Source organism: Methylocystis sp., assembly GCF_046349115.1.
In the GTDB taxonomy this organism is placed as follows: domain Bacteria; phylum Pseudomonadota; class Alphaproteobacteria; order Rhizobiales; family Beijerinckiaceae; genus Methylocystis.
In genome coordinates, this window is sequence record NZ_JAXMCX010000007.1 from 61,175 (window position 1) to 81,709 (window position 20,535).

A 20,535-nucleotide genomic window follows, 5' to 3' on the forward strand; every position below is an offset into this window, starting at 1 on the left:
CGCTGTATCCCGCGACACGCCATCTGCATGGCGGATGCGACGCCGCTCATGCGCCGCCATGATCAATTCGCCGTGACCGACTCGCCATGACTGAAATGTTCGAAGCCGCCTTGGCGGCGCTGCGCCAGATCATGACTAGGCCGTTCCGCGCGGTCCTCTTCAAAAGTCTCGGCATGACCTTCCTGATGCTGGCGCTGGCATGGGTCGGTCTCGACAGGCTCGCTTTGTCCTTCGTGATGGTCGATCATCCCTGGCTGCGCACGGCGCTCGCCTATGCGACCGGCGCGGGACTCTTCTTCTTGATGGCCTTTCTCATCGCGCCGGTCTCGGTGCTGGTGTCGGGTCTGTTCCTCGACGATCTCGCCGATCATGTCGAAGCCGATCTCTATCCGGTAGGACAGCGCGGGCGCGCGATTCCCGCGACACAAGCGATTTTCATGGCGCTGCGCTTTGCGCTCGTGTCGGCGATCGTCAATTTCTTCGCGCTGCTGCTATTGTTCGTGCCGGGCATCAACGCTGCGGCCTTTCTCCTCGCCAACGCCTATCTCTTCGGCCGCGAATATTTTCTCTTCGCCGCGACGCGCTTTCGATCACTGCAGGAGTCGGAAGAACTGCGCCGTCGTCACGCGTTTTGGCTGTTCGTCGCTGGATTGTTCATCGCCATCTTCGTCGCGACGCCGGGATTGAATGTGCTGACGCCGCTCTTCGCCGTCGCCTTCATGACCCGCATCCACCGCATGCTGTCGCCATATCCGCGCGAGGAAACGACGTAGCCCCTCAGCCGTCATGGCCGGGCTTGTCCCAGCTATCCACGTCGAGACGATGCGCAAAGGCTGCAAGGCTTGCGAAGCGGCGCCGCGTGGATGCCCGCGACAAGCGCGGGCATGACGCGGAGAGGTCGTGAACCGAGGCGACGATACGTGTCCGCGCGAAAGCCTATTCGCTGAGGAGACGGCAGAGCGACTCAAGCTGTTCGAGCGAGCGATATTTGATCCTTATTTCGCCCTTCTCGCCGTTCGGCCGCAGTTCGACGTTCAACCCAAGCGCGTCGCTCAATGTCTTTTCGATCGCGCGCGTATCGGCGTCCTTGGCGACAGGCGCGGAATGTTTCGACGGACGAATCTTTTCGCTTTGCTCTTGAGCGAACCGTTCGACGTCGCGAACCGTCAGTCCCTGTTCGACGATGCGCCGCGCCATCGCGGCCGGGTCGGCGACCGCGAGCAGCGCGCGCGCATGGCCGGCGGAAATCGCGCCGTCGCTCACGAGCTTTTTCGCCGCTTCCGGCAAATTCAGAAGACGTATCGTATTGGCGATATGCGAGCGGCTCTTGCCGATGATTTTCGCGATATCGCCATGCGCATAGCCGAACTCAGCGCCGAGCCGTTCATAGCCCTTCGCCTCCTCGATCGGGTTGAGGTCGGCGCGCTGCACATTTTCGATGATCGCGAGTTCGAGCGCTTCCTTGTCGTCGGCCTCATGGATGACGACCGGCACGTCGGAGAGGCCCGCCATCTGCGCTGCGCGCCAGCGCCGTTCTCCGGCGATGATTTCATAAGCGTCGGCCACTCCCGCGATGACGCGCACGATGATCGGCTGGATCACGCCCTTTTCGCGGATCGACGCGGTCAGTTCAGCGAGGTCCTCTTCGCCAAAGGAGGTGCGTGGATTGCGCGGATTGGCGCGCAAGAATTCGATCGGCGCCTTGCGCGGTCCGCGCGGCCGTTCGATCGTGGCCGTATCCGTGGCGGCGTCGCCGAGCAGCGCCGCCAATCCGCGGCCGAGCCGGCGCCGCGATTCCTCCGCCATTTTCGAGACGCTCCTCTTTTAAGTTAGGCCGCGCACAGCCGCTTCTCGCGCTGGATCACTTCCGAGGCGAGCTTCAAATAGGCCTGGCTGCCGGAGCATTTGAGGTCATAGAGCAGCACCGGCTTGCCATGCGACGGCGCCTCGGAAACCCTGACATTGCGCGGGATCATCGTGTCATAGACCTTCTCGCCCATGAAGCGGCGCACGTCGGCGGCGACCTGATTGGCGAGATTGTTGCGCGGGTCGTACATGGTCAAAACGACGCCATGGATTGACAACTTTTGGTTGAGTGTCTGCTTGACCTGTTCGACGGTCGAGAGCAGCTGCGACAGGCCTTCGAGCGCGAAAAATTCGCATTGCAGCGGCACAACGACGGCGTCGCTGCTAGCTAACGCATTGATTGTTAACAGATTTAGCGATGGCGGGCAGTCGATGAGTATATAGCTGTAGCGGCGCTCTTCATCGTGCTCGGCCACCAGTTCGGCGAAGGCGCGCTTCAACCTGTAGGCGCGATCCTTGTCATTGGCGATTTCAAGCTCGACCCCCAGCAGATCGAGAGTCGACGGCGCGATCGACAGGCGGGGCACCGCCGTGGCGACGATCGCGTCAGCGAGGCTCGATTCGCCAAGCAGCACGTCATAGGTCGAGATCGGCCGGTGCTGGCGATCGATGCCGAGGCCGGTAGAGGCGTTGCCCTGCGGGTCGAGGTCGATGACGAGAACGTCCTCGCCGACTGCGGCGAGCGCGGTGCCGAGATTTATGGCGGTCGTGGTCTTGCCCACGCCGCCCTTTTGATTGGCCAGCACAAGGATGCGCGGCGACGTCGAAGCGGTCACGATGGGGAAGCCTTACGCTTGATCACGACGATGCGCGCGCCCTTGCGGGTGCGGCTTTCCGCCGACTCGCAAGTGAAACTACCGAGCGCTTCGACGGCGGTCAATTCGTCTCGCCACTCTTCCCCCTTTAAAAATACGCCAATCGCGCCTTCTTTTAGCGGGCGTTCGGCAAGCTGCAGGAGCCGAGGCAAGGGCGCGAGCGCGCGGGCGCTGACGCCGTCAAGCTCCCCGGCCAATCCGGGCAGAGCGTTTTCAATTCGCTCGGCATGGATGATGGCCGGAGCGCTTGTTTCACGTGAAACAGCGCGCAGGAAACTCGCCTTGCGCTGATCGCTTTCAATCAGATGGACCTTTGCGCCCGGCGTCGATTTCAACACCAGCGCCGTCACCAATCCGGGAAAGCCCGCGCCGGACCCGATATCCGCCCAACGAATGATATCGGGCGCCGCTACATGGACCTGAGCGGAATCGGCGAAATGGCGCACCCAAATATCGTCGAGCGTCGCCGCGGAAACGAGATTGATCTTCGCCTGCCAGCGTTTCAGCAGCGCCGCATAAAGTTCAAGCTCGCTTTCTATCGGCTTGAGTTGCGGGAAGAGCTTCAGCGCCTCCTCCCGCCCAGCGTCTGCCGTCACGCGCGACGCGCCCGCGCCGCCAGCAATGTAAGCGCCGACGGCGTCATACCGTCAATGCGCTGCGCCTGGCCGATCGTGCGCGGCCGCAGAAAGCTGAGCTTGCCGCGCAATTCCGCCGAGAGGCCGGCGATCGCCGCATAGTCCAGACCGTCAGGCAGCGCCAGCTGTTCGTCGCGTCGATACGCGTCAATATCGGCCTGCTGGCGATCGAGATAGACCGCATAGCGCGCCTCGGTCTCCAGACGCTCCGCCGTCACAGCGTCGATCCCACCGAATTCCGGCCAGATCGACGCGAGGCGATCGAGCGTAATGTCCGGGAAGGAAAGCAGCGCATAGGCGCTGCGGCGCAACCCGTCCTGATTGACCGGCAGCCCATGCCGCTGCGCCGCCGCCGATGTAAGTTCACGCGATTGCAGCAAGCTTCGCCCGGCCCCCAGGCGGTCGGCGCGTTCCTGGTAATGCGCCGCGCGGCGCGGGCCGACGCAGCCGATCTCGATCCCGCGCCGCGTCAGGCGTTCGTCGGCATTATCGGCGCGCAGCGACAGACGATATTCGGCGCGCGAAGTGAACATGCGATAGGGCTCGCTGACCCCGCGAGTGACGAGATCGTCGATCATCACGCCGAGATAGGCTTCGGCGCGATCGAAGACGATCGCGCCCCTCCCGGCCGCATGGCGCGCGGCATTGAGACCGGCGAGCAGACCCTGCGCCGCGGCCTCCTCATAGCCGGTGGTGCCATTGATCTGGCCGGAGAAGAAAAGCCCGCGAATCCGCTTGGTTTCGAGCGTCGTGGACAGTTCGCGCGGATCGACATAATCATATTCGATCGCATAGCCCGGCCGCAGAATGCGCGCCTCTTCCAGCCCCGGAATGGCGTTGATGAAGGCCTGCTGGGTCGCTTCCGGCAGAGAGGTCGAGACCCCGTTGGGATAGACGGTGTCGACGTCGAGCCCCTCGGGTTCGAGGAAAATCTGATGCGCGTCGCGGTCAGCGAAACGCGTAACCTTATCCTCGATCGACGGGCAATAGCGCGGGCCGGGCCCCGAGATCGCCCCAGTGCGCAAGGGCGAGCGATGCAGATCGTCGCGGATGATCTGGTGCGCCGCCGGCGTCGTTCGGGTGACGGCGCAGGCGATCTGGCGGTTTTCGATCGCTGTCGTCAGATAGGAGAAGGGCTCCGGCGTCGGATCGCCCCATTGTTCTTCGAGCGCTTCCCAGCGGATGGTCCGGCCGTCGAGGCGCGGCGGCGTGCCGGTCTTGAGCCGCGACACCACAAAATCTGCCGCCCGCAAGCGCCGGCTCAGCGCGTTCGACGGCGCGTCGCCCATTCTTCCGGCCGGCGTCCGTTCGTCGCCGATATGGATCATGCCGCCGAGAAATGTGCCGGTCGCGACGACGACCGCCGAGGCCCGAATTTCCTCTTCGGGCGTGACGACCCCGCAAATTTCGCCCCGCTCCACCAGAAGGTCTTCGACGGCGGCTTCGACAATGGTCAGATCTTCGACGGCGGCAAGCGCCGCCTGCATCGCCGCGCGATAGAGCTTCCGGTCGGCCTGGGCCCGAGGACCGCGGACCGCCGGGCCCTTGGAACGGTTGAGCACCCGAAACTGAATGCCGGCGGCGTCGGCGACGCGGCCCATCAGCCCGTCGAGCGCGTCGATCTCGCGAACCAGCTGGCCCTTCCCCAGCCCGCCGATCGCCGGATTGCAGGACATTTCGCCGATTTTGGCGCGATTCTGGGTGACGAGCGCGGTGCGCGCGCCGACGCGCGCCGACGCGGCCGCGGCCTCGCAGCCAGCGTGCCCGCCGCCGATCACAATCACGTCGAAGTGCTTCATAGCCTGACCTGTTTCACGTGAAACATATCATTTGCCAATACAGAAACGCGAGAAAACTGCGTCGAGAACGTCCTCGACATCGACCGCGCCCACAATCCGGCCGAGCGCGCGCGCGGCGCGGCGCAGCTCCTCGGCCTGAAGTTCGAGCGGCGCGTCCCTGCTTCTGACGGTTTCGAAGCTTTCCAGCGCCCGTTCCAGCGCCTCACGGTGCCTTTCCCTGACGATCAGCGCCTCAGTCCCGTCGCCGAGACAGGCGCGGGCCCGGGCCTCGATCGCACCGGCGAGGGTTTCTAGTCCCTCCCCGCTCAACGCACAGATTCCGATCACGCCTTCAGACGCGGGCCTTAAATCGATCTTGGTCGCGACGCGTAACGTCTCGATGTCACCGCGCGGCGGCGCCTCGCCCGAATCCGACAGCCACAGCGCGAGGTCGGCGGATTCAATCCGCGCCAAGGTTCGGTCGACGCCGATCCGCTCGATCTCGTCCGCCGCCTCGCGCAGCCCGGCCGTGTCGATCAGCGTCACCGGCAGGCCGCCGATGTCGAGATGGGCCTCGATCATATCGCGGGTCGTGCCGGGAATCGCTGAAACGATGGCGAGATCGCGCCGAACCAGCGTATTGATCAGCGTCGATTTGCCGACATTGGGCCGGCCGAGAATCATGACGACAAAGCCGTCGCGCATCCGCTCCGAGGCCGGCGCGAGGCGCAGCGCCGCGCGCATCTCCTCGGCGAGCGGCGCCAGCAATGCTGAGAGACGCGCCGGGGAAAACGCGCCGACATCGAATTCGTCGCTGAAATCAAGTTCGGCTTCGACAAGCCCCAGCGCTTCGACGAGCGCCGCGCGCCAGCCCTCGACTTTATGCCGCAAGGCGCCGCCCGCCACCCGCAGCGCCTGCCGGCGCTGCCCTTCAGTCTGAGCATCGATCAGATCGGCGAGCGCCTCAGCCTGGGAGAGATCGAGCTTGCCATTGGCGAAGCCGCGACGGGCGAATTCGCCGGGTTCCGCCGGCCTTAGCCCGGAAAGCCGCTGCAGCGCGGCAAGCGTCCCCTCGACGACGGCGCGCCCGCCATGGAGCTGCAGCTCGGCGTAGTCTTCTCCCGTCGACGACACCGGACCAGGAAAGAACAGTGCGATCCCGCGATCGAGCATGTCGCCACTCGCCGGATCGCGCAGGACCACAAATGTCGCCCGCCGCGGCTCAGGAAGCCTGCCGGCGAGCGCCTTCAGCGCCTCCCCCGCCCCCGGCCCCGAAATCCGGATGACGGCGACCGCCGCGCGGCCGGCGCCGGTTCCGAGCGCGAAGATTGTGTCGGGCGAGGTCATGGGACGACGGCCGGCGCGAAGCGTGGGGATTTCAAGAGAGTTCTTGACGACATGCCCATGTTCGACAACTCGAGGCCGATTATGTTGCAGCGCACAAATATTCGCTTGTCGCATAAGAAGGCGACGACGACCCGCCTGCGCCGAACAACCCGAGCGCGGCAGAGATGACCGCCGATAAATTGGAAAAATGCTTGAACATGCGCGCCGCTTATTCCTTTCGCCGCTGGCATTCCCAAGGCCAGTCCGCCACAAGGACATATGCGAATGCGAGCGATATGTCTCCGACTCGGCGCCTGGGAAGGCGGAGTGTATCAGGCGCTGCGGCGCGAGGGCTTCAGACTTGAGCCGCGCGCCTTTCGCTTCGCGCCAGAGGATGAAGCGCATGTCACGCCGGCCGCCGTCGCTGAACGTCTTCAGCGCGACTTCGTCATCGGCGCCTTCAGCGCCGAAGATTCACAGTTAATTGGCGTCGGCGGACTCGCCTGGAATGACGGCGTCAAAACGCGCCACAAGGCGCTGCTCTACGGCATGTATGTGAAGGCGGCGCATCGCGGCTCGGGCGCCGCCGACGAGATCATGAAAAGCCTGATCGACGAAGCGAGAGCGAAAGTCGAAATCGTGACGCTCACCGTCGTCTCATCGAATCTCCGCGCACTACGATTCTACGAGCGATGGGGGTTTCGCGCCTATGGCGTCGAAGAACGCTCAGCAAAAAACGGCGACGGCGATTATCTCGACGAAACGCTGATGGCGCTGCGCTTCAATGATTAGAACACGCGTGCATGCAACGGTGGTCGGAACGAGCCGCCGATTTGCTTAACGTCACGTATTCGTCGAATCGAAGAAGCCCTGATTGTTCTTGGTCTCGCGCAGCTTGCTGAGCAGGAATTCAATTGCGCGGGCAGCGCTCCTGCGATCGGCGAACCCTAAAATGGCAGCTGAAGACTGACGCCGCCGCCATAATTGTTCGTCACCGAATTTCCATTCGACTGATACACGACGCCCGCTTGATAGGGACCTGGCGAAGCCGGGCGCGGATTAAGGTTGGCCGTCGGCCGAATGCTGGGATCCTGCGAGCTAGTTGCGTGTTCGACCGCGCTCGACGACGGCAAGGGCAAGGCGTCTTGCCCCCCTTCGCCGAAACATACGGGATCGTCCTTCCAAGTCCCTCGCGCGCACGGCGCCGGCTGCTTCTTCGCCTCTTCTTTCGAGTGGCCGCCCGACATTTTTGCGACCTCTTGCGCAGCTTTGTGCGTCGGCTTGCGCCCCTGACTCGGCTCTTCTACTGCGCGCACCGCGTTGATCCCGGAGGAGAACAACAGAACGGCGGACAGAAGCCTTATCGAGCGACGATTCATCGGTTCCCTCGGGAACTATAAGCAGGCATCCCTACAGGCGCGCATGTTTGCGGTCATTTTATGAATGTTCCGAACCGCGCCGAACGGCCATTTCCTATGTATTCATCGAATCGAAGAAGCCTTGGTTGTTCTTGGTCTCGCGCAGCTTGCCGAGCAGGAATTCGATCGCGTCGACCGTGCCCATCGGGTTGAGGATACGGCGCAGCACATACATTTTCTTCAAAATGTCGGTGGCGACCAGCAGCTCTTCCTTGCGGGTGCCGGAACGGGTGATGTCGATCGCCGGGAAGACGCGCTTATCCGCGACCTTGCGGTCGAGAATGATCTCGCTGTTGCCGGTGCCCTTGAACTCTTCGAAAATCACTTCGTCCATGCGCGAGCCGGTGTCGATCAGCGCCGTCGCGATGATGGTCAGCGAACCGCCCTCTTCGATATTGCGCGCCGCGCCGAAGAAGCGCTTCGGCCGCTGCAACGCATTGGCGTCGACGCCGCCGGTGAGCACCTTGCCCGATGACGGCACCACCGTGTTGTAGGCGCGACCGAGCCTGGTGATCGAATCGAGCAGGATCACCACGTCACGGCCATGTTCGACGAGACGCTTCGCCTTCTCGATCACCATTTCGGCGACCTGCACATGGCGCACCGCCGGCTCGTCGAAGGTCGAGGAGACGACCTCGCCCTTCACCGAGCGCTGCATGTCGGTGACTTCCTCGGGCCGCTCGTCGATCAGGAGAACGATGAGATAGCATTCGGGATGATTGGTGGTGATCGACTGCGCGACATTCTGCAACAGCACGGTCTTGCCGGTGCGCGGCGGCGCGACGACCAACGCGCGCTGGCCCTTGCCGATCGGCGCCACGAGATCGATGACGCGGGACGAATAATCCTTCTTGGTCGGGTCTTCGATTTCGAGCTTTAAGCGCTCGTCGGGATAGAGCGGGGTCAGATTGTCGAAGGGCACCTTGTGGCGCACCTTCTCCGGATCCTCGAAATTGATGCTGTTGACCTTCAGAAGCGCGAAATAGCGTTCGCCCTCTTTCGGACTGCGAATCATGCCCTCGACCGTGTCGCCGGTGCGCAGGCCGAATTTTCGGATCTGCGAGGGCGAGACGTAAATGTCGTCGGGACCCGCGAGATAGTTCGCGTCGGGCGAGCGCAGGAAGCCGAAGCCGTCCTGAAGCACTTCGACGACGCCTTCGCCGACGATTTCGACGTCGCGGCTGGCGAATTGTTTGAGGATCGCGAAAAGCAGCTCCTGCTTACGCAGCAGCGAGGCGTTTTCGACTTCATGCTCTTCGGCGAAAGCGAGGAGTTCGGCGGCGGACTTGGCTTTCAAGTCCGAAAGTTTAATTTCCCGCATTCAGGATGGACCTTGGGTATTTGGGCGCAGGTGGAGAGAAGCCGGGGATCAGCGGTGGGGCGGGGATAGGGCCTTGCCGAGCGCCGGCGGAAATTCCGGCGATGCCGCTATAAGCAGACTCGGGCCTCAGAGGGATAAGCTCCCTTAGACAATTTTGAGAACCGAATCAAGAGCGAGGCCAGGTCCTGAAAAAAGGGCGGTCCGCTCCAGGGCCGCGACACTTTCAGCCGTCTTCCCCATCAGCCGTCCCGGCTGGCCTCCACAGGTCAGAACGGCTTGACGATCACCAGAATGACGATGCCGATCATTAGCAACGTCGGCAGCTCATTGACGATCCGATAGTAGCGTGGCGAATGAATATTGGCGTCTTGCGCGAAGCGGCGCATGAGCGCGCCATCGTGAAAATGCGCGGCGGTGAGCAGCACGATGAGCGTCGCCTTGGCGTGAAACCAGCCGGAAGACAGCGCCCCGCTGTCGACCGCGAGATAGAGTCCACTGAGCCAGGCTACCACCATCGCCGGCGTCATGATGTAGCGATACAGCCGCCGCTCCATAATTTTGAAAGTTTCGCAAAGCGGGCCTTCGCCGGCGCTCGCGTGATAGACGAAAAGCCGAGGGAGATAGAGCAGGCCCGCCATCCAGGAAATGATGGCGATGACATGCAGCGCCTTGATCCAGACATACATGATCAGCCTCCTGCCCGACGAACGCGGGCGACGAGTCGCTCGACGTTTTCGATCGGCGTTTGCTGCAATATGCCGTGGCCGAGATTGAAAATATGCGGCCGGCCTTTGAACGCGCCGAGAATCGAATCCACTTCGCGATCGAGCGCATCGCCGCCGGCGACAAGCGCCAGCGGATCGAGATTGCCTTGCAGCACAATGTCCGACGCCGTTTGCGCCACCGCCCAAACGGGATCGAGCGCCGTATCGATCCCATAAGCGTCGGCGCCGATCGTCTGCGTCAGCATCGGCAGATGCGCGTCGGCCTCGCGCACGAAAGCGATGATCGGCGTTTGCGGATGACGCGCCTTGACGCCCGCAACAATGCGGCGAACCGGTTCCGCCGACCAACGCATAAATTCATTGGCCGGCAGGACTCCGGCCCAGCTGTCGAAGATTTGGACGACTTCCACTCCCGCGTCGATCTGGCGCGAAAGATAGGCGATCGACGCGTCAACCACGCAATCGATGAGCTTGCCGAAAGCATCGGGAAAACGATAGGCGAAGAGCCGCGCCGGCGCCTGATCGGGCGTGCCCTGCCCCGCGATCATATAGCTTGCGACGGTGAAGGGCGCGCCGCAAAAGCCGATGAAGGCGACATCTGACGCCAGGGCCGATTTCACCAGTTCGATCGTCTCGAAGACCGGCGCAAGATGTTCGATATTGAAGTCGCCGAGCCGCTCGACCTGCTGCGGCGTTTCAATCGGTTCGAGCCGCGGCCCCGCCCCGCTTTCAAATGATACCCGCTGGCCCATGGCGTCGGGGACGACGAGAATGTCGGAAAAAAGAATCGCCGCGTCGAAGTGAAAGCGCCGAATAGGCTGCAGGGTAACTTCCGCCGCCTTTTTCGGCGAATAACAGAATTCGAGAAAGCTTGTCGTCGTCGCCCGAACGTCGCGATATTCGGGAAGGTAGCGGCCGGCCTGGCGCATGAGCCAGAGAGGCGGAATTTTTCGCGCTTCTCCGCGCAGAACCGAAAGAAGCGCCTTCTCCTCCGCCATCGCCTTCGATCCATCCTGCGTCGTTCGTTCAAGTCGGCGTAGCGCGAAACCGCGTTAAAACAAAATTCATTTTAAAAGGAATTTGATTCTTCATTTGGTCTGGGGCGACGCGAAGGTTAATTTTCATTAACCAGTCGCCCACAGCGAAGAGCCCCACGACGACTGGCGTCAGGAAATTCTGGAAAATTCTCTACAGTGAATGAAATCATCGCTATATCGGACATTCGAAAGGACGATGCCTGTGGATTGCCTGTGAATCCCTCCTGCGCCGGTTTGTTAATAAATTGCTTCGACAGGCGTTTGCCTGTTGAGCGTTGGGCCCGCCTATTCCCGCTGACCGGAACGCGTCGGATTTTGGCGCCGGCTTATCCCCGTTCTTCGATCTTCACGGGAGGGCTGTGGATGTGAGCGAGCATTCGGCCTCGCCCTTCTGGCGCGAATCGGCGCCGCTAATTCTCGCCTCGAAAAGCGCCGGTCGACGGCAGGCGCTGCAACACGTCGGCATCCCTTTTGAATCGATCTCGGTCGACGTCGACGAGCGCGCGATCGAATCGCAGTTGAACGCGTCGGACGCCGATACGATCGCTGCGACTCTGGCGCGGGCCAAAGCGCTGGCGATCGCCGTGCAGGGTCCTCTCGTGCTCGGCGCGGATCAGGTGGCGAGCTGCGAAGGCAGGATTTTTGGCAAGCCTGTTGATATGCGCGCGGCCGAGGCGCTATTGCGCTTTCTCTCCGGCAGGCGGCACCGCTTGCATTCGGCGATTGCGCTCGCGCGTGACGGCGCCGTCATTTTCGAGACCGTTGGCGTCGCCGATCTCACGATGCGGAGCTTAAGCGATGAATTCATCGCCGCCTATCTCGCGGCGATCGGAGAGAAGGCCCTGACCTCGGCTGGCGCCTATCAGATCGAAGGCCTGGGCGCGCAGCTCTTCTCTAAAGTCGAAGGCGATTATTGGACCATCATGGGCCTGCCGCTGCTCGCGCTGCTTGAAGCGCTCCGCCGCGAAGGAGCGCTGCTGTCGTGAGCGAACGGAAAATGCTCCGTGTCGGACTGACCGGCTCGATTGGCATGGGCAAGTCGACCACCGCCGACATGTTTCGCGCCGAAGGCATCGCGGTGCTCGATTCGGATCGGCTTGTACATGAGCTCTACAGAGGCGCGGCAGCGGCTGAAATCGAGAAGGCCTTTCCCGGCGTCGTCGTCGACGGCGCCGTCGATCGTCAGCGCCTCGCCGCCCGCGTTCTCAACGACCCGGCGGCGCTCAAGCGTCTCGAAGAGATCGTGCATCCGATGGTCTGGGCGGCGCGCGACGCTCTCGTCGAAGAACGCCGCGACAAAGGCGACCGCATCGTCGTCTTCGATATTCCGCTGCTGTTCGAAACCGGGGCGGAAAAGGATTTCGACGCCATCGTGGTCGTCACCGCGTCAGAAGATGTGCAAAAGACCCGCGTGCTGGCGCGCGAGGGCATGACGGCGGAAAAATTTACGTCCATTCTGGCGAAGCAAACGCCTGATCGAGAAAAGCGCGCCCGCGCCGATTTCGTGGTCCATACCGACAAGGGCCTGGACGCCGCCCGCGAAGAGGTGCGAAACATCGTGAAGGTGCTCGAAGCGCATCTGGAGAGATAATGCGGTATTGTTGCGCAACACGGACGTCATTCCCGACGCTCGCGATGCGAGCGATCGGGAATCCAGAGCAGCGACAGTCTTTATGGATGTTGCTCTGGATTCCCGGTCAGGCCTTCGGCCTGCCGGGAATGACACGGATCAGCCGAAGTTAGCCTTGCATGCGCGAGATCGTTCTCGATACTGAAACCACCGGGCTCGATCCATCGAGCGGCCATCGCGTCGTCGAAATCGGCGCCGTCGAAATCTGCAATCTCATCCCCACCGGCCGCTATTTCCATCGCTACGTCAATCCAGAGCGCGACATGCCGGAAGAGGCCTTCCGCGTGCATGGGCTCTCTTACGACTTTCTGGCGCAGCACAAGGTCTTCAAGGAGATCGCCGCGGAATTCATCGACTTCATCGAGGATGTTCCGCTTATCATTCACAACGCCGAATTCGATACGCGCTTTCTCAACGCCGAATTCGCCTTGATGAATTTGCCGCCGCTGAGCGGCGCGCGCATCGTCGATACGCTGGCGATGGCGCGTCGCCGTCACCCCGGCGGCCCCAATTCGCTCGACGCTTTGTGTCAGCGCTATGCGATCGATCTGTCGCGGCGTGACAAGCATGGCGCGCTGCTTGACGCCAATCTTCTCGCTGAAGTTTACGCCGAACTCTGCGGCGGGCGGCAGGCGGCGCTGTCGCTTCAGACCGTCCACGCGGTGCGGATCGCCGCGTCCGGTGAGCTGTTGCGCCAGCGGCCGGAGCCTCTCGCGCCGCGCCTAAGCGGCGAAGAAAAAGAGGCGCACCGCGCCTTTGTCGCGTCGATCAAATCGCCGATCTGGGATCGCTATCTCGAACGCGACGAAACGGCGTCTGCGCCGGTCTCCGGCTAATTCGCCGAAGCCGTCGCCTGACCAGCTTCGGCGGCCTTTTGCTGATAGAGCGCGACGAAGTCGATCGGGTCGATATAGAGCGGCGGATAGCCGCCCTTGCTGGTGGCGTCGGCGACGATCTGGCGCACGAAGGGAAACAGCATGCGCGGGCATTCGATCATCACGATCGGATGCACCTGCTCTTCGGGAATGTTCAGCAGGCGGAACACGCCGCCATATTCGAGGTCGAGCTTGAACAGGAGCCCCTCGCCCTCGCCGGCCTTGCAGTCGAGCGTCAGGCTCACTTCAAAATCGGTCGGCGCCAGCTGTTTGGCGTTGACATTGACCTGGATGGCGATGTTCGGCGCATTTTCCTGAGGTCCGAGCGAACGCGGCGCATTGGGATTCTCAAAGGAGAAATCCTTCATATATTGCGCGAGCGAATTAAGGGCCGGAGCGCCGCCCGGCGCTCCTTGCGCGCCGTTGCCATTCGTATCGGTCATTTGAGGGCCTCCAGCAGAGCCGTTGCGTCGAGAATTCGCGCCCGCCTAACACGTCTCACAGACGCTAACAAGGCGCGTCGTTCGAGCCTACTTCGCGACGCTTCGTCGGGGCCGGCGCGCTTCCCGCCGCCATTCGCGCGGGTCGAGGTCGATCAGGCGGGGATCGCCCGTCTTGGCGCGAGACCGCAACCGTTGCGCAAGACTTTGCCGCACCGAAGGCGATTTGAGCGCCAATCCGACGAAATCGGAAGCGAAGCCCGGCAGAATGAGCAGGATCGAGCCGAGCGCTTGCAGCGCGCCGTCAAGCATCGCGCCGTCGGCGTCGGCGGCGCTTTCGCCTTTCGCCTTGGCGGCGACTCTCGTTCGAAGAAAGTCGAGAAGTCGCCTGACGTCGGCAAGGCCCAGCAGCGAAGCGCCGATCGCCAGCGCGATCGCCGCGAGCAGGCCGATGGCCCGCACGACGAGCGCGAAAGCAAGAATTTCGAGCACGATCCAGGCCGCGAGGGCCGCGCCGACAAGCTTTGAATTCACGGATTTTTCCGCTGTTGCGCCGTTTCGCCCGCCCGTCCGCGGCAATACGCCTGCCACTTGATTCGTGACATGTCCGGGGCGACATGATAGCCGAGCACGGAATTCTTCGGGAGTTATGAATGCCGGCGTCCGGCGACCTGTTCGATCCGAGCCTCATCGTCTTCGCGGCGCTCGCGGTTTTCGTCATCTGGAAGCTGCGGTCGGTGCTCGGCATGCGGGTGGATCGCGATACGCCGCCTCAGACGCGTTTCGCGCCACGCCCGCCCGCGCCCGCTGCGGTCGCGCCTTCGCCGGTCGCCGCGCCGGTCGCGCAACCGGCGGCGCGCCCCAGCGGCGCGGACCGCTGGGAGGGCGTCGCCGAGAAGGGCGTCGCTTCCGCCTGGAGCGGGCTTGACTCGGTCGCGGCCTCCGATCCGAGTTTCGACGGCAAGACTTTCCTGAGCGGCGCGCGGCGGGCCTATGAAATGATCGTCGTCGCCTTTGCCAAGGGCGACCGCGAAACATTGAAGCCGCTCCTGTCGCAGGATGTCTTCGACGGCTTCTCGGCGGAAATCGCGCGACGCGAGCAGCAGGGCGAGACCATGGAGACCGCCGTCGTCGCGATCGATTCGGCGACGGTCGACGCCGCCCGCGCCATCGCCGGCCGCAATGAAGTGACGGTGCGCTTTGTCGCCCGGCTGATGAGCGTGCGCCGCGACCGCGCCGGCGAAACCATCGACGGCGGCCAGACCCGCAAGGTCGTCGAGCGCTGGACCTTCGCGCGCGATCCGAAAGCGAACGATCCCAACTGGAAGCTCGTCGCGACCCAAGCCGAAGACTGAGCATGTCGCGGGGACATGCGCCGCAGTTTTCCGCTTCCGATCTGCTGCAGGAAATAAGCTTTGAAGACATCGACGGCTTTTCCGCCGATGACCTCGCCGCGGCGTTCGCCGCTTTTCGCCGCTCGGCGACGATCATCGCCGCCGATGGGCAGGAGCAGCGCAGCGCCGTTCCGCCGCCGCCATCGCTGATCGCGATCGCGCAACGCGCCCTCCAGGGCGTCGATGATCCCGCTCAATTCTTTCGCCGCTGGTTCCAGCCTCGCCGCATCAAGGCCAAGGGCTTCGTCACCGCCTATTATGAGGTCGAAGTCGAGGCCAGATTGTCGCCGGAGCCCGGCTTCGTGACGCCGGTTCTGTCGCGTCCGCTCGATCTCGTTAAGCTGAACGAGGCGCCGCTCTCGCTTCCTTCTGGCGAAAAGCTGACCAGCGCCCGGCGTCAGGCCGATGGCGCCCTCGTGCCCTATCCCGACCGCCGCGCGATCGAGGAGGAAGGCGCGGCCCCGAGCGCGCATCCCCTCGCCTATGTCCGCGATCCGGTCGAATTGTTCCTCATTCAGGTGCAGGGCTCGGCGCGGCTGCGGCTGCCGGACGGCGGCGTGATGGCGCTGACCTATGCCGGCCGCAACGGCTGGCCTTACACTTCCGTCGGTCGGCTGTTGATCGAGCGGGGGCTCGTCAATCGAGCGGATATGACGCTCGATCTGATGAAGGAGACGTTGCGTCGGCTTGGCGCCGGACCTGGCGAAGCGGGCCGCCGGATCATGCAGGAAAATCGCTCCTATGTGTTCTTCGAGATCGACCGGTCCGAAGCGCGCGCGATCGGCCCGATCGGCGGCCAGGGCGCGCCGCTGACGCCGTTTCGCTCGCTCGCCGTCGACCGCTCGATCTGGTGCTATGGCCTGCCGTTCTGGGTCGCCGCCCGCATCCCCTGGCAAAGCGAGGCCGAAATCGATTTTCGTCGCCTGATGATCGCGCAGGACACGGGCTCCGCCATAATTGGACCAGCGCGGGGCGATTTATTCTTCGGCGCTGGCGAGGCGGCGGGCCGGCGCGCCGGCGACATTCGGCACGCCGCCGAGATGATCGTGCTGCTGCCCAACGAAGTTGGAGACGGTCCGTGAGCGAGGAGAATTCTCGCCGATACGCCCGCCGGCTGTCGCAGGCCGAAGCGGAGCTATGGATGACGGTGACCGCCGACGTTCGTCCTTCCCGACCGCGTCCTCAAAGGCCGGCGGCGCCGGCGCCCGTCGTCGACGCCGGGGCGCCGCCGCCGCCCGCCTCGATCGCTCATGACCGCCCGCCGGCGCCAAAGCCGGCGCCGCGGCCGATCGACATCGACCCGCGGACTTTCGCCAAGATCAAGCGCGGGCGGCTCGAGGTTGACGCCAAGCTCGATCTTCACGGCATGCGCCAGGCCGAGGCGCAGCGCTCCCTGACGGCGTTTCTCCGCCGATGTCAGTCGAATGGCGCCCGCATCGCGATCGTGGTGACCGGCAAGGGGCTGAGCCGCGACGAAGGCGGCGTGCTGCGCCGAGTCGTGCCGATGTGGCTCGAAGCGCCGAATCTGCGCGACGTAGTGGTCGGGTTCGGCGAAGCCGCCCGCCGCCACGGCGGCGAAGGCGCGCTCTATGTGCGCATCCGGCGCGCCGACCGCAGCGGCTCATAGAACGCATCAAGCCGCCAGCGTCCGTTCAAGACTTTCGCGCAGATGACGGCGTCTCACTATTGCTGGCACGCCCGCATGCACATGACCTGTTGCTCGCTGCAGGGTTCTCCGCCAGTGACATATGGCTTGCCGATTTGATTTCCTTGACTGTAGCAGCGCCGATAGGCCTTGCGGCACTGTGCCTTGCAAGCGGCGAGAACGGAGCCGCCGCCGGCTTTCGCCAAAATATAGTTCGGCGCGATGCCGAGCGATCGTCGATCGACGCGCATCGCCTGTTTGGCTTCGGTTCCGAGGGCTACTCGAAGATCATTGCTCAGCGTCACGGCGTGTCCCGAGATGGGGGATGCGAAGAGGCCAATCACAGCGAGACAAGTCAAGTCGAAACGATGTTTCACTTTATGTCCTCCCTTGTGGTTTCGCGATCTTTGTCGGTCGTTCGGAAGCTTGCGTCGCGCTGAGTTTTTTCGCGGTCTAGCGACGAAGAGGTAAGCCTCGGCGGATGACCGCCGATCAATATTGGCATGCGAGTTTTGCCGCTGATTTTCTCAACTGTGGCAGCGGCGATTGCCGGCAATGGCTTCGCGCTCGCTAATGTCGATTTCGAAGAATGAGTTGAGCGGCCTCAGTCCTCGGCGCGCGCACCTCAACGTCAGGCCAGCGCGACCGTCGCCGACATCGCCGGTCGATAACGCGCGGCGATCGAGCTGAAGCTTCCTTGTGCGAGTCGGCCGACTCTTTTGGATCTTGCTCTATGCTGACGGACCGGTAGCCGCTTCTCCCGAGACATCGCCCGAGGGCAGCGCGACGGGTTCGGCGGGTCGGGTCAAGAAGGCGGCGGGGATATTGGGCGCGCCCTCCTCGGTCAGATGTTGCGCCGAGTCCGGCGGCGGCTTCCATTCGAAGGCGTCGAGCCTGCCGGTGACCGGCGAGATCGGCAGCCAGTGCTTGGAGACGACGCCGTCGGCGATCCACACCGGATCGCGCGGCGCGCGCGAGCCGCGCGCCAGCCATTCGCGCACCGGCCCCGAGGGCCCATGCGCCCCGTCCTCGATTTCCGCCATCAGCAGGCAGGTGTGGGCGGTCGGATGCCGGCCGCTGGCGATGAGCGGCGCGAGCGCGTCACGGGCCTTGGCGAAATTGCGGTTGGACAGGGCGACCTCGGCGACGAGATGCCGGCTCTCCGGCGCATGCGGCGCCGTCCGCGCCAGCTTCTCGACCCGCGCCAGTTTCGCGGCGTTTGACTCGCCGGTGAGCGCTTCGAGATAGGCGGCGCCGAGATCGGGATGGGGCTTTGTCGCCCATACCGTCTCGATCAGCTTCAGCGCCTGCTTGCGGTCGCCGTGGCGCACCAGCACGCGCGCGGCGGCGACGGCGGCGGGGGCGAATCCGGGCCGGCGCTTCAGCGCCTGGCGGGCGAGATGCAGCGCGTCATGCGGATGATCGCGCTCCTTCTCCATCGCCATCGCGGTTTCGACGACGGCGCGCAGGTTCTGGGCGGTCTGCGGGTCGAGCGCCTTGGCGGCGAGACTGGCTTCGATCGCCTCGCGCGCCTTTTGCCAGTCGCCCTGCGCGGCGAGATGTTCAAGCATTGCGGCGCCCGCCCAGGGGACCGGCGCGATGGCGTGCGCCTCCTTGGCGAAATGATGCGCGGCGTCGGCGTCGTCGCGCCTTCGCGCCTCGATATGCAGGCCGCGCAGGCCGAGAAGCTTGGTTTCCGGCTTCAGCGTCATTTTATGAAAGGTTTCTTCGGCGAGCCGCCGGTCGCCGGCAAGCTGCGCCGCCTGGGCCTTCAGAAATTGCGTCAGCGGCTCATTCGGCAGCAGCCGCTCGGCGACATAGGCGGCCTTCTTGGCCCGGGCGGCGTCGCCGGTCCCAACCGCGATCAGGCCCTGCGACAGCGCGTCGAATCCCTTGTCGCGGCGCTTCAATCGCGAGCCGCCGGTCCAGCGGCCGGGCATGCGCAGCGCCGCCATGATAATCGCCCAGAGCACGATCGTCGCGGCGAGGATCAGCAGCAGTCCCCCGACCGCCACCGGAATTGAGGCCTCGAACTGATAGCCGGCGAAGTCCAGCGTCAGCGAACCCGGCTGTTCGATCAGCCATTCGAGGCCATAGGCCACCGCCGCGAGCGCAAGGATGAAAAAGAGGAGAAACAGCATGGCGATTAATCCTGCTCATTCCTTCGTTGCGACGAGCGCGGCGATCGCGCCATGCAAGAGAGTTTCAGCCGCCTGTGCCGCCTCGATGCGCGCCCGCAGCGCGGCGCCGAAGTCTTTCGCTTCGCTCCGCGCGCTCTCGGGAAGCGCCGAGAAAAGCGCTTCGGCCTGAGCGAGGTCGCCATGCGACAGCGCGGCGTCGATATGAACGACCTTGTCCTCGACCGACTGAGCCTCGCCGGCCGGCGCGCCGGAAGGACGAACGCGCACCAGCTTGCTCGCGCCCTTCATCAAATGCTGGGCGAGATCGCCGGAATCGCCGTTTTCCAGCGCGCGAATGCGTTTGGCGGCGGGCGCGAAGTCGACTTTCAGCTGCGCCGCGGTCGGCGCGCCCTTTTCGGCGAAGGGCGACAGCGCCGCCAAAGCGGCGGAATCGGCGCCAAGCTTCGAAAGCGCCTTCGCCTCCACCGCATAGGGCCGACCCGCCTCCAGCTCGCGCTGAAGCGCATAGGCGACTACGACAAGCGCGGCGGGTCCCTCGGCGGTCTTGGCCGGCGCGGCTTCCGGCGCCGCGCGCGACTCGTTCTTGGGCGATTCAAGCCGACCGCGCAGGGCCTTCATTTCTTCGCCAAGCTCGTCGATGCGGCCTTCGAGCGCCGTCAGCTGATCGCTTGAAGTGAGCGCAGCTCCCTGGCCGCTTGCGGCGGCGTCGGTCGCCGGATGCGCTTTCGCCGCAGCTTCCGCCGCCGCCTGGGCGGCGTTGGCGACCGCCCCGGCCGCCTCGGCGGCGCGCAGGGCCCGCTGCGCCAATTCTTCGGCTGCGTCGAGGCGACTTTGCAACGCCGCGACAGCCGCTTTCTGGGTTTCGACGGCCGCGCTCGGCGCTTCGACGGCTGCGTTCGCCGCAGGCTCGGGGCGCCGCTCGGTCGACGTCGGCTCGGCCGGTTTTTCGGCCGGCTTTGCCGGCGTCAACTCGGCGGATTCCGCCGGCGGGGCCGTCGGAGCCTCGGGTGGCGGCGCCGGCGTCGGCTGCAACGGTTCGGCCGCGGTATCGGCGGGCTGCGCCGGCGCCGTCTGGGCGGGCTCCGGCGGCGGGGCCGGGGGCGACTCGGGCGGGACCGCGGCCGTCTGCGCCGGTTCCTTCTCTTGGGCCGGCTCCTTCTCGCCAAGCAGGGCGCTGAGCTGTTTTTTCAGCTCGCCGAAGACGACGCTCCCCTGCTCGACATAAGGCTCCGCATAATCGGCGACGGCCTTCAGACGCTCGTCGCTGTCCTTGAACGCGATCGCGCCATAAAGAGCGGCGCCGGCGAGGAGGGCGAGAAGCAGCAGCGTCGACAACAGCGCGCCGAAAAATGAGCGGCGCTTGCGTTTGACGGGGGCCGGCGGCGGTTCGGGCGGGGACTCCGCCGTCTCGGACGGCGCTTCAGAGAGGTCGATGCGGTTCGGTTCTTCGTCGTCCGGCGAGACCATTGGCTAATCCTTACGCTACAGG

Annotated in this window: 21 protein-coding genes; 8 read left to right on the top strand and 13 right to left on the bottom strand. The window is 64.2% G+C overall.

Features of this window, described 5'->3' with window-relative positions; translation table 11 throughout:
- Positions 1-86: 86 nt before the first annotated feature.
- On the top strand, positions 87-773 hold the full coding sequence (locus U1E20_RS15380; protein ID WP_409981501.1) for a sulfate transporter family protein: 687 nt from the start codon (positions 87-89) through the stop codon (positions 771-773).
- 163 nt (positions 774-936) lie between these two features.
- On the opposite strand, the gene U1E20_RS15385 is transcribed toward U1E20_RS15380, so the two are convergent.
- The 5 genes from U1E20_RS15385 to mnmE are packed head-to-tail and all read right to left on the bottom strand — an operon-like array spanning position 937 to position 6,441.
- A complete protein-coding gene (locus tag U1E20_RS15385) occupies positions 937-1,806 on the bottom strand; it encodes a ParB/RepB/Spo0J family partition protein (RefSeq protein ID WP_409981502.1) in 870 nt (289 codons plus the stop codon).
- A 23-nt stretch (positions 1,807-1,829) separates the two neighbouring features.
- Positions 1,830-2,642 (bottom strand): ParA family protein, encoded by an 813-nt coding sequence (locus tag U1E20_RS15390; protein WP_409981503.1) that lies wholly within the window; start codon positions 2,640-2,642, stop codon positions 1,830-1,832.
- Positions 2,639-3,277: a 16S rRNA (guanine(527)-N(7))-methyltransferase RsmG gene (gene rsmG, locus U1E20_RS15395; protein WP_409981504.1), complete on the bottom strand. Its 639-nt coding sequence runs from the start codon at positions 3,275-3,277 to the stop codon at positions 2,639-2,641. The genes U1E20_RS15390 and rsmG overlap by 4 nt, the downstream gene beginning before the upstream one ends.
- Positions 3,274-5,115: a tRNA uridine-5-carboxymethylaminomethyl(34) synthesis enzyme MnmG gene (mnmG, locus tag U1E20_RS15400; protein WP_409981505.1), complete on the bottom strand. Its 1,842-nt coding sequence runs from the start codon at positions 5,113-5,115 to the stop codon at positions 3,274-3,276. Before mnmG ends, rsmG begins: the two co-directional genes overlap by 4 nt.
- Before the next feature lie 27 nt (positions 5,116-5,142).
- Positions 5,143-6,441 (bottom strand): tRNA uridine-5-carboxymethylaminomethyl(34) synthesis GTPase MnmE, encoded by a 1,299-nt coding sequence (gene mnmE / locus U1E20_RS15405; RefSeq protein ID WP_409981506.1) that lies wholly within the window; start codon positions 6,439-6,441, stop codon positions 5,143-5,145.
- A 306-nt stretch (positions 6,442-6,747) separates the two neighbouring features.
- Here mnmE and U1E20_RS15410 point away from each other — a divergent pair, with 306 nt between their 5' ends.
- The gene (locus U1E20_RS15410; protein WP_409981507.1) at positions 6,748-7,212 is read left to right on the top strand and encodes an N-acetyltransferase family protein; all 465 of its coding nucleotides are present in this window, start codon (positions 6,748-6,750) and stop codon (positions 7,210-7,212) included.
- A gap of 681 nt (positions 7,213-7,893) precedes the next feature.
- Here U1E20_RS15410 and rho read toward each other — a convergent pair.
- The 3 genes from rho to hemE all read right to left on the bottom strand — a co-directional run bounded on the left by rho (position 7,894) and on the right by hemE (position 10,882).
- Positions 7,894-9,159: a transcription termination factor Rho gene (gene rho / locus U1E20_RS15415; RefSeq protein WP_409981508.1), complete on the bottom strand. Its 1,266-nt coding sequence runs from the start codon at positions 9,157-9,159 to the stop codon at positions 7,894-7,896.
- Between the two features lie 266 nt (positions 9,160-9,425).
- On the bottom strand, positions 9,426-9,845 hold the full coding sequence (gene hemJ / locus U1E20_RS15420) for a protoporphyrinogen oxidase HemJ (protein WP_409981509.1): 420 nt from the start codon (positions 9,843-9,845) through the stop codon (positions 9,426-9,428).
- A 2-nt stretch (positions 9,846-9,847) separates the two neighbouring features.
- Positions 9,848-10,882, bottom strand: a complete 1,035-nt coding sequence (gene hemE / locus U1E20_RS15425) for a uroporphyrinogen decarboxylase (protein ID WP_409981510.1) — start codon at positions 10,880-10,882, stop codon at positions 9,848-9,850.
- A gap of 404 nt (positions 10,883-11,286) precedes the next feature.
- On the opposite strand from hemE, the gene U1E20_RS15430 reads away from it, so the two are divergent.
- The 3 genes from U1E20_RS15430 (at position 11,287) to dnaQ (ending at position 13,387) form a co-directional block, all read left to right on the top strand.
- Entirely contained in the window at positions 11,287-11,907 is a 621-nt protein-coding gene (locus U1E20_RS15430; protein ID WP_409981511.1) for a Maf family protein, read from the top strand.
- An 11-nt stretch (positions 11,908-11,918) separates the two neighbouring features.
- On the top strand, positions 11,919-12,512 hold the full coding sequence (coaE, locus tag U1E20_RS15435; protein WP_409981573.1) for a dephospho-CoA kinase: 594 nt from the start codon (positions 11,919-11,921) through the stop codon (positions 12,510-12,512).
- A 158-nt stretch (positions 12,513-12,670) separates the two neighbouring features.
- Positions 12,671-13,387 carry a DNA polymerase III subunit epsilon gene (dnaQ, locus tag U1E20_RS15440; protein WP_409981512.1) on the top strand — a complete coding sequence of 239 codons (717 nt, stop codon included), beginning with the start codon at positions 12,671-12,673 and terminating at the stop codon, positions 13,385-13,387.
- On the opposite strand, the gene secB is transcribed toward dnaQ, so the two are convergent.
- Entirely contained in the window at positions 13,384-13,869 is a 486-nt protein-coding gene (gene secB, locus U1E20_RS15445; RefSeq protein ID WP_409981513.1) for a protein-export chaperone SecB, read from the bottom strand. The two genes, dnaQ and secB, sit on opposite strands and share 4 nt — an antisense overlap.
- Positions 13,870-13,956: 87 nt before the next feature.
- Complete coding sequence (locus U1E20_RS15450) at positions 13,957-14,400, bottom strand: FxsA family protein (protein WP_409981514.1); 444 nt, start codon at positions 14,398-14,400, stop codon at positions 13,957-13,959.
- 119 nt (positions 14,401-14,519) lie between these two features.
- Here U1E20_RS15450 and U1E20_RS15455 point away from each other — a divergent pair, with 119 nt between their 5' ends.
- Genes U1E20_RS15455 through U1E20_RS15465 form a run of 3 tightly spaced genes read left to right on the top strand, consistent with a single transcriptional unit; the run spans position 14,520 to position 16,887 of the window.
- Positions 14,520-15,221, top strand: a complete 702-nt coding sequence (locus U1E20_RS15455) for a Tim44/TimA family putative adaptor protein (RefSeq protein WP_409981515.1) — start codon at positions 14,520-14,522, stop codon at positions 15,219-15,221.
- 2 nt (positions 15,222-15,223) lie between these two features.
- The gene (locus U1E20_RS15460) at positions 15,224-16,342 is read left to right on the top strand and encodes a murein transglycosylase A (protein ID WP_409981516.1); all 1,119 of its coding nucleotides are present in this window, start codon (positions 15,224-15,226) and stop codon (positions 16,340-16,342) included.
- Positions 16,339-16,887 carry a Smr/MutS family protein gene (locus U1E20_RS15465; protein ID WP_409981517.1) on the top strand — a complete coding sequence of 183 codons (549 nt, stop codon included), beginning with the start codon at positions 16,339-16,341 and terminating at the stop codon, positions 16,885-16,887. Before U1E20_RS15460 ends, U1E20_RS15465 begins: the two co-directional genes overlap by 4 nt.
- Positions 16,888-16,943: 56 nt before the next feature.
- Here the strand turns inward: U1E20_RS15465 and U1E20_RS15470 are convergent, their stop codons facing one another.
- From U1E20_RS15470 to U1E20_RS15480, 3 genes are all read right to left on the bottom strand, one after another.
- On the bottom strand, positions 16,944-17,210 hold the full coding sequence (locus U1E20_RS15470; RefSeq protein WP_409981518.1) for a hypothetical protein: 267 nt from the start codon (positions 17,208-17,210) through the stop codon (positions 16,944-16,946).
- Positions 17,211-17,636: 426 nt separating this feature from the next.
- Positions 17,637-19,046 (bottom strand): heme biosynthesis protein HemY, encoded by a 1,410-nt coding sequence (locus tag U1E20_RS15475; RefSeq protein WP_409981519.1) that lies wholly within the window; start codon positions 19,044-19,046, stop codon positions 17,637-17,639.
- Positions 19,047-19,061: 15 nt separating this feature from the next.
- Positions 19,062-20,513, bottom strand: coding sequence for a COG4223 family protein (locus tag U1E20_RS15480; protein WP_409981520.1), 1,452 nt, complete (start codon positions 20,511-20,513; stop codon positions 19,062-19,064).
- Positions 20,514-20,535 lie beyond the last annotated feature (22 nt).

Excerpts from the sequence above, each read along its gene's own strand:
- U1E20_RS15380 (WP_409981501.1), top strand. The coding sequence starts at position 87 with ATGACTGAAATGTTCGAAGCCGCCTTGGCGGCGCTGCGCCAGATCATG.
- U1E20_RS15385 (WP_409981502.1), bottom strand. The coding sequence starts at position 1,806 with ATGGCGGAGGAATCGCGGCGCCGGCTCGGCCGCGGATTGGCGGCGCTG.
- mnmG (WP_409981505.1), bottom strand. The coding sequence starts at position 5,115 with ATGAAGCACTTCGACGTGATTGTGATCGGCGGCGGGCACGCTGGCTGC.
- mnmE (WP_409981506.1), bottom strand. The coding sequence starts at position 6,441 with ATGACCTCGCCCGACACAATCTTCGCGCTCGGAACCGGCGCCGGCCGC.
- rho (WP_409981508.1), bottom strand. The coding sequence starts at position 9,159 with ATGCGGGAAATTAAACTTTCGGACTTGAAAGCCAAGTCCGCCGCCGAA.
- hemJ (WP_409981509.1), bottom strand. The coding sequence starts at position 9,845 with ATGTATGTCTGGATCAAGGCGCTGCATGTCATCGCCATCATTTCCTGG.
- hemE (WP_409981510.1), bottom strand. The coding sequence starts at position 10,882 with ATGGCGGAGGAGAAGGCGCTTCTTTCGGTTCTGCGCGGAGAAGCGCGA.
- coaE (WP_409981573.1), top strand. The coding sequence starts at position 11,919 with ATGCTCCGTGTCGGACTGACCGGCTCGATTGGCATGGGCAAGTCGACC.
- dnaQ (WP_409981512.1), top strand. The coding sequence starts at position 12,671 with ATGCGCGAGATCGTTCTCGATACTGAAACCACCGGGCTCGATCCATCG.
- secB (WP_409981513.1), bottom strand. The coding sequence starts at position 13,869 with ATGACCGATACGAATGGCAACGGCGCGCAAGGAGCGCCGGGCGGCGCT.
- U1E20_RS15455 (WP_409981515.1), top strand. The coding sequence starts at position 14,520 with ATGCCGGCGTCCGGCGACCTGTTCGATCCGAGCCTCATCGTCTTCGCG.
- U1E20_RS15460 (WP_409981516.1), top strand. The coding sequence starts at position 15,224 with ATGTCGCGGGGACATGCGCCGCAGTTTTCCGCTTCCGATCTGCTGCAG.
- U1E20_RS15475 (WP_409981519.1), bottom strand. The coding sequence starts at position 19,046 with ATGCTGTTTCTCCTCTTTTTCATCCTTGCGCTCGCGGCGGTGGCCTAT.
- U1E20_RS15480 (WP_409981520.1), bottom strand. The coding sequence starts at position 20,513 with ATGGTCTCGCCGGACGACGAAGAACCGAACCGCATCGACCTCTCTGAA.